The sequence below is a fragment of the Amnibacterium sp. genome (assembly GCF_051956055.1).
In the GTDB taxonomy this organism is placed as follows: domain Bacteria; phylum Actinomycetota; class Actinomycetes; order Actinomycetales; family Microbacteriaceae; genus Amnibacterium.
This window is the reverse complement of sequence record NZ_JBQCGC010000059.1, coordinates 1-15591: the sequence shown is the minus strand read 5'-3', so window position 1 is coordinate 15591 and position 15591 is coordinate 1. Positions and strand designations below refer to the sequence as shown.

The window sequence follows — 15591 nt, the reverse complement described above, 5'->3', positions numbered from 1 at the left end:
CATGGGCGCGGCGTGGGGCATCGCGCTCGTCGGCATGCTGGCGGTGCTCCTCGTCGTGTTCATCCGCCGGCTGCGGCTCCTCGGTGAGGGCTCGGGCCGCATGATCGCGATCGGCGTGGTGGTCGGCCTGGCGCTGGTCGCGATCGGGCTGCTGATCCAGGGCCTCGGATGACGCCGGATCCCTAGACTTCGTGCGCGGCGGTCACGCCGGACAGGACGAACGAAGATGCTCACGCGCCCCCAGCAGGCCGTTGCGGCCGCCAGCCACGTCGATCGCCGCCTCGCCGAGGCGGGCGTCTCCCCGGACGCCGAGTTCCGCGAGCGCCTGGACCGGCACTTCCCGCGGCTCTTCGAGCACTTCACCGACGTCTACGGGGACCGCCCCGACTGCCTGGAGCAGCTCGCCGCCCTCGTCGTCGCGATCGCCCGCGCCGCGGGGGAGCGCCCCGCCGACCTGAAGGAGCTCGACCGGGCGCGCGAGGCCGACCCCGGCTGGTTCCTGAGCAACCGGATGCTCGGCGGCGTCTGCTACGTCGACCGGTACGCGCAAGACCTCGAGGGCGTGCGAGCCCGCATCCCCTACTTCCGGGAGCTCGGGCTCACCTACCTGCACCTCATGCCGCTCTTCGCAGCGCCGGAGGGGGACTCGGACGGCGGGTACGCGGTGTCCAGCTACCGCGACGTGAACCCGGCCCTCGGCGACATGGACCAGCTGCGCCTCCTGGCGGCCGAGCTGCGGGCGGCCGGCATCTCGCTCGTCGTCGACTTCATCTTCAACCACACCTCCGACGAGCACGCCTGGGCGGTCGGGTGCGTGGGCGGCGATCCCGCCTACGCCGACTTCTACCGGATCTACCCCGACCGGACCATGCCGGACCTGTTCGAGGCGACGACGCGGGAGGTCTTCCCGGACGACCACCGCGGCAGCTTCGTCCAGCTGCCGGACGGGCGCTGGATCTGGTCGACCTTCTACCACTTCCAGTGGGACCTGAACTACGCGAACCCCGCCGTCTTCACGGCGATGGCGGGCGAGATGCTGTTCCTCGCGAACGTCGGCGTCGACGTGCTCAGGATGGACGCGGTCGCCTTCATCTGGAAGCAGCTCGGCACGGACTGCGAGAACCTCCCGCAGGCGCACACCCTGATCCGCGCCTTCAACGCGGTGTGCCGCATCGCCGCGCCGGCCGTGCTGTTCAAGTCCGAGGCGATCGTCCACCCCGACCGCGTCGTCGAGTACATCGCGCCGGAGGAGTGCCAGCTCTCCTACAACCCCCTGCAGATGGCGCTCGTCTGGGAGGCGCTCGCCACCAGGGACGCCCGGCTGCTGTCCCAGGCGCTCGAGCGCCGGCATGCGATCCCGGCGGGGACCGCCTGGGTCAACTACGTGCGCAGCCACGACGACATCGGGTGGACCTTCGCGGACGAGGACGCCGCGGAGCTCGGCATCGACGGCTTCGAGCACCGCCGGTTCCTCAACGCCTTCTACGTGAACCGCTTCCCCGGCTCGTTCGCTCGCGGAGTGCCGTTCCAGGAGAACCCGCGGACCGGCGACGCCCGCGTCTCCGGCACGACCGCGTCGCTCGCGGGTGTCGAGGCGGGGGATCCGTACGGCGTGCAGCGCGTGCTGCTCGCCCATTCGATCGCGCTGTCGACCGGAGGTGTTCCGCTCCTGTACCTGGGCGACGAGGTGGGGCAGCTGAACGACTACGGGTACCTCGCGGTGCCGGAGCACGCCGGGGACAGCCGCTGGGTGCACCGGCCGCCGTACCCGGCCTCGCGCTACGCGGAGCGGACGGACCCCGACACCGACGCGGGCGCCATCTCGCTCGGACTCCGGCGCCTCGTGCACGTGCGGCGCGAGACCGAGGAGCTCGCGGGCGGCGCGCTCGTCGGCTTCGGGACCCACGACCCGCACGTGCTCGGATACCAGCGGCCGGGCGTCTCCGGCACCGTGCTGGTGCTCGCGAACGTGTCGGAGGAGGAGCGCGTGGTGCCGGCGGAGGCGTTCGCGGCGATGCCCGCCGTCGCACACGACCTCATCACCGACACCGACGTGGAGCTGTGGGCGGACGTGCCGCTCGCGCCCCTCCAGGTCCGCTGGCTGCAGCTCTGAAGGGGGCGGTGCGGGTCAGGAGGCGACGGGCTTCGGCGGGTCCGGCAGCCGGACCTCGCCCGGGAACGTCGCCGGAGCGGGGCCGAACGCGTCGCGGGTCGCGGAGACGACCCGGCGCCCGGCGATGCGGTTGCCGGCCCCGCCGACGACGGCCCCGATGCCGAACGGCACCGCGCGGCCGACGAGGCTCGCCCCCTGCCGTGCCGCGAACCGGCGCACGAAGCTCCGCCGCACCCGATTCGTCAGGCCCTTGAGCATCGTGCCCGGCACGCGGGTGGTCACCAGCTCGGCCCAGTAGGCGTTGCGCGGCTTCCCCGTGCCGGTCACCTCGCCGGCGAACTGCTGGACCAGCGTGGCTCCGGCCGGCCCGAGCATCAGCGCCATGACGAGGGTGCTCGACCGCTCCGTGTCGGCGGTGGGGAGCCCGTGCACCTCCGCGACCGACTGCGCGAACAGGGCGCTCGCCTCCAGGAATCCGACGGTCTCCGCGCCGCTGATGCCGAGCGCCGTCGCCGTGCCGACGCCGGGCACCACCGCGGCCGCTCCGGTCGCGGCGCCCCCGGCCGTCACGGCCGCGACATAGCGGCGTTCGAGGATCCGGATCACCTCCTCAGGCGAGGCCGAGGGGTTCCGCCTGCGGATCGAGCGGAGATGCGCGAGCACCACCGGTCGATGCACCGACAGCAGGCGGTCGAAGCCGTGCCTCGTCCACCTCGTGGCGATGTCGTCGTCGTTCGGGAGCGCACTCATGGTGGACGCGATCATAGGAAGCCGCGCCGGACGGCGGCCGCACGTGCAGCCGGTGCTAGCGTCGGTCGGCCGTCGGACGACCCGCGGCATGTGCACCCCAGCGAGAGACCCCCGTGACCATCCAGTACTTCGCCGCGAACCAGAACCTGGTGTTCGTGCCGGCGCTGTTCGCGCTGCTGGCGGCGACCGTGGTGGTCTGCCTGCCGATCGCCTTCGCGCCCGCGCTGCGCCGGTCGCCCCGTCGCACCCCGCTCGTCGCGCTGGTGGTCGTCGTCGCCGTCGTGGGGCTCGTCGGCACCGCGATCCTCGCCGCGGGAGGGTTCCGCACGCTCGGGAACGAGCGCGCGGCGGTGCGGACCTGGATCGCGACCACCTACGGGCTCCGGCTCGACAGCGGCACGGTCGGCGAGCTCGTGGACGGGGGGAGCCCGGCGCCGACGCTGCCGACCCAGGCGGCCGCGCTCGGGCTGCCGCAACCCACCAAGAAGCACGCGTTGAAGCTCGTCCCGACCACGACGGACGGCGACACCTACCAGCTGACGTTCGGCGGGAAGCCGCTCCCGAAGGCTCCGTGACGGCTCAGGCGTAGTCCTCCGTGTAGCGGTCGAACGCCTCCTCGATCGAGCCGTCGAACTGGAGCGACCCCTTGTCGAGGTAGAGCCCGCGCTGGCAGAACCGCTTCAGGTCGCCGTCGTTGTGGGACACGAAGAACATCGTGCGCCCCTCGTCGAGCATCTCCTCGATGCGCGTGTAGCACTTCCGCCGGAAGTTGCGATCGCCGACCGCGAGCACCTCGTCGACGAGCAGGATCGGTTCGTCCAGCCGGGCGATCACGGAGAACGCGACCCGCACCTTCATGCCGCTGGAGAGGTGCTTGTAGGGGGTGTTGACGAAGTCCTTGATCTCCGCGAAGTCGATGATGTCGTCGAACTCCTCGGCGATCTGCGCCTTCGACTTGCCGTGCAGGCCGGCCGCGAGGAACACGTTGTCGCGCACGGAGAGGTCGTCCACGAAACCGCCGGTGATCTCGATGAGCGGCGCCACGCCCTGACGCACGGAGACGGAGCCCTCGTCCGGGATCAGCACCTCGGCGACCATCTTCAGCAGGGTCGACTTCCCCTGGCCGTTCCGGCCGACGACGCCGATCGCCTCGCCCTGCGCGACGTCGAAGCTCACGTTGCGGAGCGCCCAGAACTCGTCGGGCGCCTGGCGCAGCTCCTTGCGGCCGAACATGTCCTTCAGCGTGCGCTTGCGGCCGCGGTCGCGCTGGAAGCGGACCCCGACGTCCTCCACGGAGATCACCGGAGCGGGCATCACAGCTCCTTCAGCACGCGCGGGACGGACCGCCGGAACACGACCGCGCCGATCGTGAACAGGATCACCGACACGATCGTGCCCTCGACCACGTAGGCCCAGTCCACGATGTCGGGGAAGAAGCACCCGCGGTAGAGGTCCAGGATGCCGGCCAGCGGGTTGAGCCCGTAGAGGAAGTGCAGGACCGGGTTGCCGATCGCCGGGTGGTAGAGCACCGGCGCGCCGTAGAACAGCACGCGAAGGCCGAGCTTCACGACCCGCTCGAGATCGCGGTAGAACACCGAGAGCGGCGCGATGACGAAGTTGCAGCCCACCGTGAGCAGGACCTGCAGCACGATCGCCAAGGGCAGGTAGACGATCGTCCACGGGCTCGGGGCCTTCAGATTGATCAGCGCGAAGAACACGATGATCGAGAGGCTGATGACGAATTCGATGCCCTTGGACGCGATCTGCCGCAGGATCCAGATGCTGCGCGGGATCTTCACCGAGCGGATGAGCTTGCCCTCCTGACGGAAGGCGCGCGTCGCGTCGGAGAGGTTGCCGTTGAACCAGGTCCAGGGCAGTACTGCGCAGAGCAGGAAGATGATGTACGGCTCGTGCGCGAGGTCCGCTCGTCGTGGGAAGACGAAGCCGAAGATCACCCAGTAGATCATCCCCATCAGCAGCGGGTCGATGATCGACCACAGGTACCCGAGCCTGCTGGTCGTGTACCGGACCTTGAGGTCGCGGGTGGTGAGCAGCCAGAGGGCCTGCCGGTAGCGCGCCCAGTACGACGTCCGCTTCGCAGGTCTGATGGCGCGCGGCGCGGAGACGGCAGTCGTCACGGAGGTCCTCTGAGGCGGCGGATGGGGTCAGGGGCGGCGGCCGCCGCGCCGGTCGCTCATGCTAACCCCCGCCCGCTCTGCACCCGGGTGCCACGCGCATTCGCGGCACCGTCCGGGATGCGCCTCGATACAGTCGACGGCGTGACGGCGCCGGAGGTCCCCCAGCCCAGCACCGGCACGGAGTCCGTGCTGATCCTCGAGGGCCTGACGAAGCGGTTCGGCGACACGGTCGCGGTCGACGCCATCGATCTCGAGGTCGGGGCCGGTTCCTTCATGGGCATCGTGGGCCCGAACGGCGCGGGCAAGACGACGACGCTCTCGATGGTGACGGGGCTGCTGCGGCCCGACGGTGGTCGGGTGCTCGTGCACGGGATCGACGTCTGGGCGGAACCGGACCGCGCGAAGCGCGCCATCGGCGTGCTCCCCGACGCGCTCCGACTGTTCGATCGGCTCTCCGGAGCGCAGCTGCTGCACTACTCGGGCGTGCTGCGCGGGCTCGACGCCGCGACGGTGCGGCAGCGGACCGCCGACCTGGTCGCGGCGTTCGGCCTCGAGGACGCGACCGGGCGCCTCGTGGCGGACTACTCCGCGGGCATGACGAAGAAGATCGCGCTGGCCGCCGCGATGATCCATTCGCCGCGCCTCCTCGTGCTCGACGAGCCGTTCGAGTCCGTCGACCCGGTCTCGGCGGCGAACATCGTCGAGATCCTGCAGCGGTACGTCGCAGCGGGCGGCACGGTCGTGCTGTCGAGCCACGGCATGGACCTCATCCAGCGGGTGTGCGACCACGTCGCGGTGATCGTCGGCGGCCGCGTGCTCGCCGCGGGCACCACGGACGAGGTGCGCGCGGGGGAGACGCTGGAGGAGCGCTTCGTCGCGCTCGCCGGCGGTCGCCGCGCGGCGGCGGGCATGGAGTGGCTGCACTCCTTCACCGAATGACCTCGCTGCTGGTGCGGCTGAAGCTGCGGCTGCTCGCGGGTCAGTTCCGCCGGAGCCCGTGGCAGGTCGTGGGACTCGTGCTCGCACTCGTCTACGGCGCCGGCATCACCCTGATGCTCGTCGTGCTGCTGATCGGGCTCCGCTTCGCCCCCACCGAGGTGGCTGCGCCGGTCGTGGTCGGTGGCGGCTCGGTGGCCGTGCTCGCGTTCCTCGTCGTACCCGTGTTCGTCGGAATCGACGACACGCTCGATCCCCGCCGGTTCGCGCTGTTCGGCATCGAACGGACGCGGCTCGCGCTCGGCCTCGCCGTGGCCGGGACGGTCGGCGTCCCGGCCCTCGCGCTGCTGCTCGTCGCCCTCGCGACCGCGGTGACGTGGTCGCGCTCGCCCCTCGCGGCGCTCGTCGCGGTCGTCTGCACCCCGGTCATCGTGCTCACGTGCGTGCTCCTCTCCCGCATCGGCGCCACGAGCGCCGGGCTCCTCCTGTCCACCAGGCGCTCGCGGGAGACGGTGGCGGCCGTGCTGGTGATCCTCGTCTCGTTGCTCGCACCCGTCGTGGTCGCCCTGGCGGACCTCGGCATCGGGACGCGGGCGCTCGCGACCATCGGCCCGGCGGCGGCCGTGCTCGGCTGGACCCCGCTCGGCGCGGCGTGGGCCGCACCGGCGAGCATCACGGCCGGAGACGCGGCAGGCCTGGGGCAGCTCGCCGTGGCGCTCGCCACCCTCGTGCTGCTCGCGTTCGCCTGGCGCGGGCTCGTCCGCGTCGCCCTCGTCTCCACGGGACGGCAGGCCGAACCGCAGACGGTCGTCGGCATCGGCTGGTTCGGCCGGCTCCCCGCCACCCCGCGGGGCGCGATCGCGGCGCGCGCCGCGACCTACTGGGCCCGCGACGTGCGGTACCGCGTGAGCGTGATCAGCATCCCCGTCACCCCGATCGTGCTCGTGCTCGTGCTGGGGCTCGCGGGGGTCCCCGGTCCGGTCCTGGCGCTGATCCCCGTGCCCGTCGTCGCCCTCGTCCTCGGCTGGGCGTCGCACAACGACATCGCCTACGACCACACCGCGGTGTGGCTGCACGTCGCGGCAGGGGTGCGCGGCGTCGACGACCGATCGGGCCGCATCGCGCCGGTGCTGTTCGTCGGCCTGCCGGTCCTGATCGCCGGATCCTTCGTGAGCGCGGCCATCGCCGGCAGCCTCCTGCTCACGGCTCCGCTCGTGGGAGTGGCCTGCAGCCTGCTGCTCGCCGGCACCGGCATCGGCGGGGTCACCTCCGCGCTGATGCCGTATCCGGTGCCCCGCCCGGGCTCCTCGCCGTTCCAGCAGCCGAACTCGACCGGCGGCCTGTCCGCCGCCGTGCAGTCGGTGCTGTTCCTGCTGCAGCTCCTGCTCGCCGCCCCCGCGATCCTCCTCGGCCTGCTGGCCTTCGCCGGCTCGGTGCCTGCGGCGTGGGGCTCGCTCGCGGTCGGGCTGGTCGTGGGGATCGCCGTCCTATGGCTCGGGACCGTGTGGGGTGGGCGGATCTTCGAGCGGCGGGGCCCGGAGCTGCTCGCGGCGGCACTTCGCGCCTGATCCTCCGGGATCGACGCCACGCGGGGCCGGGAGCGTCCTACCCTGGTGCGCATGGCGCGCGACTCCGTGACCGATCCCGCCGGCGGGACGTCGACCCTCGACCGGGAGCTCGAGGAGCTGCTGAACGGCGAGCTCACCGAGGACGGTGACCACGACCGCTTCTCCCACTACGTGCAGAAGGAGAAGATCGTCGAGTCCGCGGTCACCGGCAAGCCGGTCCGCGCGCTCTGCGGCAAGGTCTGGGTGCCGGGGCGCGACCCCGAGAAGTTCCCGATCTGCCCGGACTGCAAGAAGATCTACGACCGCCTGAAGTAGCGCGGTTCAGGCCAGCGCGGTTCAGGCCAGCGCGGTCGGGATCGCCGGGTCGCCGCCGGAGAGCCGCATGGCCTCCGGAGGCAGCTCCGCGACGACCCGGGCGTGGTGCGCCCTCGCCGCCCGCGTGCCCTCGACGCCCACGAACGCCGGGTCGGGCCGCCCGTCGACGACGAGCGGGACGATCAGGTCGCGGCCGCCGTCGAGGCGTGGCTGCACGTCGGCGACGACGATCCGCTCCTCGCGTGCCGTGCCGCCTTCCAGCAGCCGGAAGGCCCACTTCCGCCCGCCGCTGCCGGCCTTCTCGATCGACTTCTTCGCCACAGGGCGCATGGTGCCGTCCTGGTCCGCGCGCTCCACGAGCTTGTAGACGAAGCCCGCGGTGGGGTGGCCGGAGCCGCCCACCAGCCGCGTGCCCGCGCCGTACGAGTCGACCGGGGACGCTGCGAGGCCCGCGATCGCGTACTCGTCGAGGTCGTTCGTGACGGTGATCCTCGTGCCGGTCGCGCCGAGCGCGTCCAACCGGTCCCGCACCGCCCGCACCACGACGGGCAGGTCGCCGGAGTCGATGCGGACCGCGCCGAGCTCCGGCCCCGCGACCCGCACGGCGGTCTCGACGGCGCGCAGCACGTCGTAGGTGTCGACGAGCAGCGTCGTGCCCGGCCCCATGGCCGCGACCTGGGCCCGGAACGCCGCCTCCTCGCTGTCGTGCAGGAGCGTGAACGCGTGTGCGGCGGTCCCCATCGTCGGGACCCCCCAGCGCCGCCCGGCCTCGAGGTTCGAGGTCGCGCCGAAGCCCGCGATCCAGGCCGCGCGCGCCGCCGCGACGGCCGCACGCTCGTGTGTGCGGCGCGAACCCATCTCGGCGAGCGGCCGCCCGGCCGCGGCCGAGACCATCCGCGCCGCCGCCGTCGCGATCGCGCTGTCCGCGTTCAGCACGCTGAGGATCAGGGTCTCGAGCACGACGCCCTCCCCGAACGGCGCCTCGACCGTGAGCACGGGGGAGGAGGGGAAGTAGAGCTCGCCCTCGCGGTAGCCGCTGATGCGGCCCCGGAACCGGTAGTCCGCGAGCCAGTCGAGGCAGCGCGGCGAGACGACCCGCTCGGCCCCCAGCCAGGCCAGCTCCGCATCACCGAACCGGAAGCGCTCGAGCGTTTCCAGCAGGCGGCCCACCCCCGCGAGCACGCCGTACCGGCGGCCCCCCGACAGCCGCCTCGAGAAGACCTCGAACACGCTCGGCCGCTCCGCCGTGCCGTCGCGCAGCGCGGCGTCCAGCATCGTGAGCTCGTACCGGTCGGTCAGCAGCGCGGTGCTCGTCACCCCTGGAGCCTAGGGACCGGGCCTGCGCCCCCTCCAACTGGGGCCTGGGTGCCGGGTGCGGCCCGTCCGTACGCTGGCCCGACGCCCGGTCACCCAGCCGCGCCCCGCCGGTCACCCCGCCGACGGCCCCCACCCGCCCGGAAGGTCTCCTCCGATGGTCCCCACCCAGGACGTCGCGTTCCTCCTCGCCGAGCCCCGTGCCCTGCACGCGCTCGACCTCATGCCCGCCGGCGTCGTCGCCGTCGTGCTCGTGGCCTTCGCCACCGCCCTCGTGACCGTCTCCGTCCGCCGCCGCGACGCCGACTGACCGTCAGCCGGGGGCCGTTAGGCTGTCCGGCCGTGACGGACGCGCCGATCGGAGTCTTCGACTCGGGGGTCGGCGGGCTCACCGTGGCGCGGGCGATCATCGACCAGCTGCCGAACGAATCGGTGCTCTACGTGGGCGACACCGCCCACTCGCCGTACGGCCCCAAGCCGCTCGCCGAGGTGCGCGCGTATGCCCTGGCGGTGATGGACGACCTGGTCGCCCAGGGCGTGAAGCTGCTCGTCATCGCCTGCAACACCGCCTCCGCCGCGATGTTCCGGGATGCCCGCGAGCGCTTCACCCTCGGCGCCGGCATCCCCGTGGTCGAGGTGGTCCTGCCCGCCGTCCGCGCGGCGACCCGCCGCACGACCACCAAGCGGATCGGCGTGATCGGGACCGAGGGGACCGTGCGGTCCAACGCGTACCCGGACGCCTTCGTCGCGGACCCGGACATCACCGTCGTGCAGGCCGCCTGCCCCCGGTTCGTCGAGTTCGTCGAGGCGGGCATCACCACGGGCCCCGAGCTGTTCGCGGCCGCCGAGGAGTACCTCGCCCCGCTCAAGGCTGCCGACATCGACACGCTCCTGCTGGGCTGCACCCACTACCCGCTGCTGTCCGCGGCCATCCGCCTCGTCATGGGGCCGGACGTGGCGCTCGTCTCCTCCGCCGAGGAGACCGCGGCGGACGTGTACCGGAACCTCGTCGAGCACGACCTGCTGCGCACCGCGCCCACGCCGCCCACCCACCGGTTCGAGGCCACCGGCTCGAGCGAGGGCTCGTTCCTGCGCCTCGCGCGGCGGTTCCTCGGCCCGGAGGTCGCGACCGTCGACCTCGTGCGCACCGGGGCCATCACCCTTCCGACGACAGGAGAGCAGCAATGACCGAACGCCGCGACGGCCGCGCCGCCGACGACCTCCGTCCCGTCACCATCGAGCGGGGGTGGAGCAGCCAGGCGGAGGGGAGCGCCCTGATCTCGTTCGGGGAGACCCGCGTGCTCTGCACGGCGTCGTTCACCAACGGGGTGCCCCGCTGGCTGCAGGGGAAGGGCAGGGGGTGGGTGACCGCCGAGTACGCCATGCTGCCCCGCTCGACGAACGACCGCATGGACCGGGAGAGCGTCAAGGGCAGGATCGGGGGGCGCACCCACGAGATCTCCCGGCTCATCGGACGCTCGCTCCGCGCCGTGGTCGACACGAAGGCGCTCGGGGAGAACACGCTCGTGCTCGACTGCGACGTGCTGCAGGCCGACGGCGGCACGCGCACGGCCGCCATCACGGGTGCCTACGTGGCGCTCCACGACGCGATCGAGTGGGGCCGCGAGAAGCGGTTCATCGGTCAGCGGTCGCAGCCGCTGCTCGACTCCGTCGCCGCGGTTTCGGTCGGCATCATCGACGGCGAGCCCATGCTCGATCTGGCATACACGGAGGACGTCCGCGCGGAGACCGACATGAACGTCGTCGCCACCGGCCGCGGCCTGTTCGTGGAGGTGCAGGGCACCGCCGAGGGCGCCCCGTTCGACCGGAGCGAGCTCGACCGGCTGCTGGACCTCGCGCTGAGCGGCACCGAGCGGCTCGGCGCGCTCCAGCGGGCCGCGCTCGAGGTGACCGAGTGACGGAGGCGCCGGTGCGCATCGTGCTCGGCACGGGCAACGCGCACAAGGTCGCCGAGCTCGCGGCCATCCTCGGCCCGATGCTGCCGGGCGTCGAGCTGCTGCGCTACGAGGGGCCGTCGCCCGTGGAGGACGGCGACACCTTCGTCGCCAACGCGCTGATCAAGGCGAGGGCCGCCCACCGGGTGTCGGGGCTGCCGGCGATCGCGGACGACTCCGGCATCGCCGTCGATGCGCTCGACGGGGCGCCCGGCATCCACTCCGCGCGCTTCGCCGGCACCGGCCGGGACGACGACAACCGGGCGCTGCTGCTCGAGCGCTTGGAGTCGGCCGAGGACCGGACGGCGCGCTTCGTGTGCGCGGCGGTCTACGTCGACGACGAGCGCGAGCTCGTCCGCTCCGCGGAGTGGCCGGGTGCGGTGCTCGCAGCGGAGCGCGGTGCAGGCGGATTCGGCTACGACCCGCTCTTCGTGCCCGCGGACGGCGACGGCAGGACCGCGGCGGAGCTCAGCCCGGAGGAGAAGAACGCCCGCAGCCACCGCGCGCTGGCGTTCCGGGCGCTCGCGGAGGCGCTCGCCGCCCGCTGACGCGGCTCCGGCGCCGTCAGTCGGTCGAGACGTTCTCGTCCGACTGCTCGTCCGACTGCTCGGCGGCCGCGCGCTTCGCCGCACGGTGGTTGCGCCACACGTGGATCAGCGTCGGGATCAGGGTGACGACCACGGCACCGCTCAGGATGAACTCGATGTTGTGCTGCACGAAGTCGCGGATCGGCGGGATGAACCCGATCAGGTACCCGACGAACGTGATGCCGAAGCCCCAGCTCACCGCGCCGATGGCGTTGAAGAGGCTGTACCGCCGGTACTGCATGCGCCCGACGCCCGCGGCGATCGGGGCGATGGTGCGGACGATCGGCACGAAGCGGGCGAGGATCACGGCGAGCGGCCCGTAGCGGTCGAAGAACCGGTACGTGCGCTCGACCTGTGCCCGGCTGAACAGGCCGGACTCGCGGCGCTCGAAGACGCGGGGGCCCGACTTCCTGCCCACGAGGTACCCCAGCTCGCCGCCGAGGAACGCGGCGAGCGCGATCGCGGGAGCGGCGATCCAGATGCTGATGCCGAGACCGCGCTCGGCGCTGATGCCCGTGATCAGCAGCAGGGTGTCGCCGGGGAACACGAAGCCGATCAGGAGACCGGTCTCGGCGAAGATGACGGCGCAGACGATCAGCAGCCCGATCGGGCCGGCGGCGGCGAGGGCGTTCGGATCCAGGAACGGGAAGAGGCCGCTGACGGTCGTCATCCTCGGGGTCCCTCCGCCAGGTTCACGGCAGTGCGGGAAGAGGGACTCGAACCCTCACGCCGAAGCACAGGAACCTAAATCCTGCGTGTCTGCCAGTTCCACCACTCCCGCCGGAAGCGTCGCTCAGTGTAGCGGGCGCCTCCGTCGGGCCGACGACCTCGCGCCGCGGCCGGCCTGTGGAGAACGCCCGACGCCCGATCCACCGGCCGGACACACTGTGGCGCATGACGGATCCGGTCCGCGTCATCGCCGACTCCGTGCGGTCGCGTGCGCGGCACGGCACCCTCGGCGGCGCGCCCGACGCAGCCGTGCGGGAGGAGCTGCGCCGCTACGCCGAGCACGCGTTCGCGGCGGACGTGCCGCTGATCGCCGACGAGCGCCGTGCCGAGCGGCAGATCGTCGCCGACCTCACGGGCTTCGGGCAGCTGCAGCCGCTGCTCGACGACCCGTCGATCGAGGAGATCTGGGTGAACGCGCCCACGCGGGTGTTCGTGGCGCGAGGCGGGGTCAGCGAGCTGACCACGATCGTGCTGACGGAGCAGGAGGTGCGCGACCTCGTCGAGCGGATGCTCGTGTCGAGCGGACGCCGCGTCGACCTGGCCTCGCCGTTCGTCGACGCCTCGTTGCCGGACGGCTCGCGGCTGCACGTCGTCGTGCCCGACGTCACCCGGCGGCACTGGGCCGTGAACATCCGGAAGTTCTCCCGGAGCGTCACGACGCTCGATGCCCTCGTCGGCATGGGGTCGCTGCCCGCCGGCGCCGCGACGTTCCTCGGGGCCGCCATGCTCGCGGGCCTCAACGTGCTCGTGTCCGGCGCCACGCAGGCCGGCAAGACGACGATGCTGGGCGCGCTGCTCGCCGCCGGGCGGCCGACCGATCGGATCGTGACCGTCGAGGAGACCTTCGAGCTGCGCCTGCCCGGCCGCGACGGCGTGGCCATGCAATGCCGGCAGCCGAGTCTCGAGGGCACGGGGGAGGTGACCCTCCGGCGGCTCATCAAGGAGGCGTTGCGGATGCGGCCCGACCGGCTCGTCGTCGGGGAGGTCCGGGAGGCGGAGGCGCTCGACCTGCTGATCGCGCTGAACAGCGGCGTGCCAGGGGCGTGCAGCCTGCACGCGAACTCCGGCAGGGACGCGCTGGTGAAGCTCTGCACGCTGCCGCTCCTCGCGGGCAGGAACATCGACGCCGGGTTCGTAGTGCCGACGGTCGCGTCCGCCGTCGACCTCGTCGTGCACTGCGAGCTGCAGCGCAGCGGGCGGCGGCGTGTGACGGAGATCCTCGCCCCGACCGGCGCGCTCAGCGCCCCCGCCGCGGAGGGCGGCGTGATCGAGGCCGTGCGCCTCTTCGCGCTCGAGGACGACGTGCTCCGCCCAACGGGTGGCCTGCCGCCGAAGGACGCGAAATTCCGTGCGGCCGGCATCGACCCGGCCGCGCTCGTCCGGAGCGCGGCGTGATCCCGCTGCTCGGCGCGGGCCTGGGGGCCGGCATCGTGCTGGTCGCCTCGCCGTGGCTCTGGCCGCGCCGCGCGATCCGCGGTCCCGCTCGGCGCGGCTGGTCCGCGGCGGTGACGGAGCGCCTGGAGCAGGCGGGCCTGCCACGGCTCTCGCCCGGCGCGTTCGTCTTCGCGTCCGTCGTCCTCGGCGGTGTGGCCGCCTCCCTCGTCCTCGCCGTCACCGGGCTCGGTTCCGTCGCGGCGCTCGCGCTGATCGTGGCCGCCGCGGCGCCGTGGTCCGTCGCCGGCTGGCGCTCCCGAGCGAGGCGGCAGGCCCTGCGGGGGCTCTGGCCCGAGGTCGTGGACCACCTCGTCGCGTCGCTCCGGGCCGGCGTGCCGCTCCCGGATGCGCTCGCGGGGCTCGCGGAGCGCGGGCCGGCGGCGCTGCGGCCCGGCTTCCTCCGGTTCGAGCAGCAGTGGCACCGCACCGGCACCGTCGGCCCCGCGCTCGACGAGCTCAAGGAGCACTTCGCCGATCCCACCGCGGATCGGCTCGTCGAGGTCATCCGGATGGCCCGAGAGGTCGGCGGCACCGAGCTGCCGTCCGTGCTGCGGGACCTCGCCGTGCACCTCCGGCAGGACCTCGCGCTTCGCGGGGAGGTGGAGGCTCGTCAGGGGTGGGTGACGGGCGCGGGCAAGCTCGGGCTCGCCGCGCCGTGGGTGGTGCTCGGGCTGCTCGCGACGCGCCCGGAGGCGTCGCGGGCCTACGGCACGCCCCAGGGCACGCTCCTGCTCGTCGGGGCGATCGTGGTCACCGTCGTCGCCTACCGCGTGATGATCGCGATCGCCCGGCTGCCGGAGGACCGGCGGTGGTTCCGGTGAGCCCGGGGCTGTGGACGGCGCTCGCCCTCGGGCTCACGGCGGGTGTCGGTCTGTGGAGCGTCAGCACGCGGCTGCCCGCACTCGGCCGCCCGCGTCTCGCCGCACGGCTCGCGCCCTACCTGCTCGACGTGTCCGCGGAGGCGCGGCGGCTGCAGCGCCCGAGCGTCGTCGATCCGCTGCCGGTGGTCGGGCTCGTCGCCGCGCCGGCCCTGGACCTGTTCCAGCGCGCGTTCGGCGCCCTGCTCGGCAGCACGGGCGGCGCGGCGGTCCGGCTCGCGCGCGCCGGCCGCCCCTGGACGGTGGAGGGGTACCGCCTGCGGCAGCTGCTCTGGGCGGCGGGCGCCGCGGCGCTCGGTGCCGCCGTCGGCGGTCTCGCGGCGGCGAACGGCAGTCCGGCGGCGCTCGTCGCCGGCCCGATGGTCGGCGCCCTCGCGGGTCCGGTCCTCCGGGACCGGGTGCTCATCGCCGAAGGGGCGCGGCGGGTGGCGCGCATCGAGAGCGAGCTGCCGACCGTGCTGGAGTTCCTCGCGCTCAGCCTCAGCGCGGGGGAGGGGATCCGGGACGGCCTGCGCCGGGTCGCGCGCGTCGGGTCTGGCGTGCTGGCCGACCTCCTGCAGCGCGTCGTGGACGAGTCGTCGGTCGGCGTCCCGCTCCCGGTCGCGCTGACGACGCTCGCCGACGAGCTGCGCATCCCCGCCCTGACCCGGACGCTCACCCATGTGGTCGCGGCGCTCGACCGCGGCTCCCCGCTCGCGGAGGTGCTCCGTGTGCAGGCCGCCGACGCGCGCGAGCACGCCCGCCGGGGCCTGCTCGAGTCGGCGGGCAGGAAGGAGATCGGGATGATGATCCCGCTCGTCTTCCTGATCCTGCCGACGACCGTGGCGGTCGCGGTGTTCCCCGGGCTGCTGGTGCTGCAGACCCAGCTCTGAGC

18 protein-coding genes and 1 tRNA gene are annotated in these 15591 nt (G+C 73.2%); 13 read left to right on the top strand and 6 right to left on the bottom strand.

Annotated features, from left to right (window positions below):
• Position 1 precedes the first annotated feature (1 nt).
• On the top strand, positions 2-172 hold the full coding sequence (locus tag ACTHLI_RS08670) for a hypothetical protein (RefSeq protein ID WP_440182777.1): 171 nt from the start codon (positions 2-4) through the stop codon (positions 170-172).
• A 54-nt stretch (positions 173-226) separates the two neighbouring features.
• The gene (locus ACTHLI_RS08665; RefSeq protein ID WP_440182775.1) at positions 227-2113 is read left to right on the top strand and encodes an alpha-amylase family protein; all 1887 of its coding nucleotides are present in this window, start codon (positions 227-229) and stop codon (positions 2111-2113) included.
• Between the two features lie 15 nt (positions 2114-2128).
• Here the strand turns inward: ACTHLI_RS08665 and ACTHLI_RS08660 are convergent, their stop codons facing one another.
• Positions 2129-2863 (bottom strand): hypothetical protein, encoded by a 735-nt coding sequence (locus ACTHLI_RS08660; protein ID WP_440182774.1) that lies wholly within the window; start codon positions 2861-2863, stop codon positions 2129-2131.
• 113 nt (positions 2864-2976) lie between these two features.
• On the opposite strand from ACTHLI_RS08660, the gene ACTHLI_RS08655 reads away from it, so the two are divergent.
• On the top strand, positions 2977-3438 hold the full coding sequence (locus tag ACTHLI_RS08655; RefSeq protein ID WP_440182773.1) for a hypothetical protein: 462 nt from the start codon (positions 2977-2979) through the stop codon (positions 3436-3438).
• Positions 3439-3442: 4 nt separating this feature from the next.
• Here ACTHLI_RS08655 and ACTHLI_RS08650 read toward each other — a convergent pair whose 3' ends face one another.
• Entirely contained in the window at positions 3443-4177 is a 735-nt protein-coding gene (locus ACTHLI_RS08650) for an ABC transporter ATP-binding protein (RefSeq protein WP_440182771.1), read from the bottom strand.
• Entirely contained in the window at positions 4177-5001 is an 825-nt protein-coding gene (locus ACTHLI_RS08645) for an ABC transporter permease (RefSeq protein ID WP_440182769.1), read from the bottom strand. Before ACTHLI_RS08645 ends, ACTHLI_RS08650 begins: the two co-directional genes overlap by 1 nt.
• A 141-nt stretch (positions 5002-5142) precedes the next feature.
• Here ACTHLI_RS08645 and ACTHLI_RS08640 point away from each other — a divergent pair, with 141 nt between their 5' ends.
• From ACTHLI_RS08640 to ACTHLI_RS08630, 3 genes are read left to right on the top strand one after another with little or no spacing between them, the layout of a single operon-like run.
• Positions 5143-5940, top strand: a complete 798-nt coding sequence (locus ACTHLI_RS08640; RefSeq protein WP_440182767.1) for an ABC transporter ATP-binding protein — start codon at positions 5143-5145, stop codon at positions 5938-5940.
• Positions 5937-7505 carry an ABC transporter permease gene (locus tag ACTHLI_RS08635; RefSeq protein WP_440182765.1) on the top strand — a complete coding sequence of 523 codons (1569 nt, stop codon included), beginning with the start codon at positions 5937-5939 and terminating at the stop codon, positions 7503-7505. The genes ACTHLI_RS08640 and ACTHLI_RS08635 overlap by 4 nt, the downstream gene beginning before the upstream one ends.
• 51 nt (positions 7506-7556) lie before the next feature.
• Complete coding sequence (locus ACTHLI_RS08630; protein ID WP_440182763.1) at positions 7557-7820, top strand: DUF3039 domain-containing protein; 264 nt, start codon at positions 7557-7559, stop codon at positions 7818-7820.
• Between the two features lie 21 nt (positions 7821-7841).
• Here the strand turns inward: ACTHLI_RS08630 and ACTHLI_RS08625 are convergent, their stop codons facing one another.
• Entirely contained in the window at positions 7842-9095 is a 1254-nt protein-coding gene (locus ACTHLI_RS08625; protein ID WP_440182812.1) for a nicotinate phosphoribosyltransferase, read from the bottom strand.
• A 196-nt stretch (positions 9096-9291) separates the two neighbouring features.
• Between ACTHLI_RS08625 and ACTHLI_RS08620 the strand changes: the two genes are divergently transcribed.
• From ACTHLI_RS08620 to rdgB, 4 genes are read left to right on the top strand one after another with little or no spacing between them, the layout of a single operon-like run.
• Positions 9292-9444, top strand: coding sequence for a hypothetical protein (locus ACTHLI_RS08620; RefSeq protein WP_440182761.1), 153 nt, complete (start codon positions 9292-9294; stop codon positions 9442-9444).
• Between the two features lie 32 nt (positions 9445-9476).
• Positions 9477-10322, top strand: coding sequence for a glutamate racemase (gene murI, locus ACTHLI_RS08615; RefSeq protein WP_440182760.1), 846 nt, complete (start codon positions 9477-9479; stop codon positions 10320-10322).
• A complete protein-coding gene (rph, locus tag ACTHLI_RS08610) occupies positions 10319-11053 on the top strand; it encodes a ribonuclease PH (RefSeq protein ID WP_440182758.1) in 735 nt (244 codons plus the stop codon). Before murI ends, rph begins: the two co-directional genes overlap by 4 nt.
• Entirely contained in the window at positions 11050-11637 is a 588-nt protein-coding gene (gene rdgB, locus ACTHLI_RS08605) for an RdgB/HAM1 family non-canonical purine NTP pyrophosphatase (RefSeq protein ID WP_440182757.1), read from the top strand. The genes rph and rdgB overlap by 4 nt, the downstream gene beginning before the upstream one ends.
• 16 nt (positions 11638-11653) lie before the next feature.
• Here the strand turns inward: rdgB and ACTHLI_RS08600 are convergent, their stop codons facing one another.
• Both ACTHLI_RS08600 and ACTHLI_RS08595 read right to left on the bottom strand, forming a co-directional pair.
• A complete protein-coding gene (locus ACTHLI_RS08600) occupies positions 11654-12346 on the bottom strand; it encodes a DedA family protein (protein ID WP_440182755.1) in 693 nt (230 codons plus the stop codon).
• A 31-nt stretch (positions 12347-12377) separates the two neighbouring features.
• Positions 12378-12457 (bottom strand) — tRNA-Leu (locus ACTHLI_RS08595).
• 113 nt (positions 12458-12570) lie between these two features.
• Between ACTHLI_RS08595 and ACTHLI_RS08590 the strand changes: the two genes are divergently transcribed.
• From ACTHLI_RS08590 to ACTHLI_RS08580, 3 genes are read left to right on the top strand one after another with little or no spacing between them, the layout of a single operon-like run.
• Positions 12571-13800: a CpaF family protein gene (locus ACTHLI_RS08590; protein WP_440182754.1), complete on the top strand. Its 1230-nt coding sequence runs from the start codon at positions 12571-12573 to the stop codon at positions 13798-13800.
• The gene (locus tag ACTHLI_RS08585; protein ID WP_440182753.1) at positions 13797-14660 is read left to right on the top strand and encodes a type II secretion system F family protein; all 864 of its coding nucleotides are present in this window, start codon (positions 13797-13799) and stop codon (positions 14658-14660) included. The genes ACTHLI_RS08590 and ACTHLI_RS08585 overlap by 4 nt, the downstream gene beginning before the upstream one ends.
• A complete protein-coding gene (locus ACTHLI_RS08580; RefSeq protein WP_440182752.1) occupies positions 14648-15589 on the top strand; it encodes a type II secretion system F family protein in 942 nt (313 codons plus the stop codon). Before ACTHLI_RS08585 ends, ACTHLI_RS08580 begins: the two co-directional genes overlap by 13 nt.
• Positions 15590-15591: the final 2 nt, after the last annotated feature.

Coding starts and splice junctions, on each gene's coding strand:
- ACTHLI_RS08670 (WP_440182777.1), top strand. CDS start 2: ATGGGCGCGGCGTGGGGCATCGCGCTCGTCGGCATGCTGGCGGTGCTC.
- ACTHLI_RS08665 (WP_440182775.1), top strand. CDS start 227: ATGCTCACGCGCCCCCAGCAGGCCGTTGCGGCCGCCAGCCACGTCGAT.
- ACTHLI_RS08660 (WP_440182774.1), bottom strand. CDS start 2,863: ATGAGTGCGCTCCCGAACGACGACGACATCGCCACGAGGTGGACGAGG.
- ACTHLI_RS08650 (WP_440182771.1), bottom strand. CDS start 4,177: ATGCCCGCTCCGGTGATCTCCGTGGAGGACGTCGGGGTCCGCTTCCAG.
- ACTHLI_RS08635 (WP_440182765.1), top strand. CDS start 5,937: ATGACCTCGCTGCTGGTGCGGCTGAAGCTGCGGCTGCTCGCGGGTCAG.
- ACTHLI_RS08630 (WP_440182763.1), top strand. CDS start 7,557: ATGGCGCGCGACTCCGTGACCGATCCCGCCGGCGGGACGTCGACCCTC.
- ACTHLI_RS08625 (WP_440182812.1), bottom strand. CDS start 9,095: ATGCTGGACGCCGCGCTGCGCGACGGCACGGCGGAGCGGCCGAGCGTG.
- ACTHLI_RS08620 (WP_440182761.1), top strand. CDS start 9,292: ATGGTCCCCACCCAGGACGTCGCGTTCCTCCTCGCCGAGCCCCGTGCC.
- rph (WP_440182758.1), top strand. CDS start 10,319: ATGACCGAACGCCGCGACGGCCGCGCCGCCGACGACCTCCGTCCCGTC.
- ACTHLI_RS08600 (WP_440182755.1), bottom strand. CDS start 12,346: ATGACGACCGTCAGCGGCCTCTTCCCGTTCCTGGATCCGAACGCCCTC.
- ACTHLI_RS08590 (WP_440182754.1), top strand. CDS start 12,571: ATGACGGATCCGGTCCGCGTCATCGCCGACTCCGTGCGGTCGCGTGCG.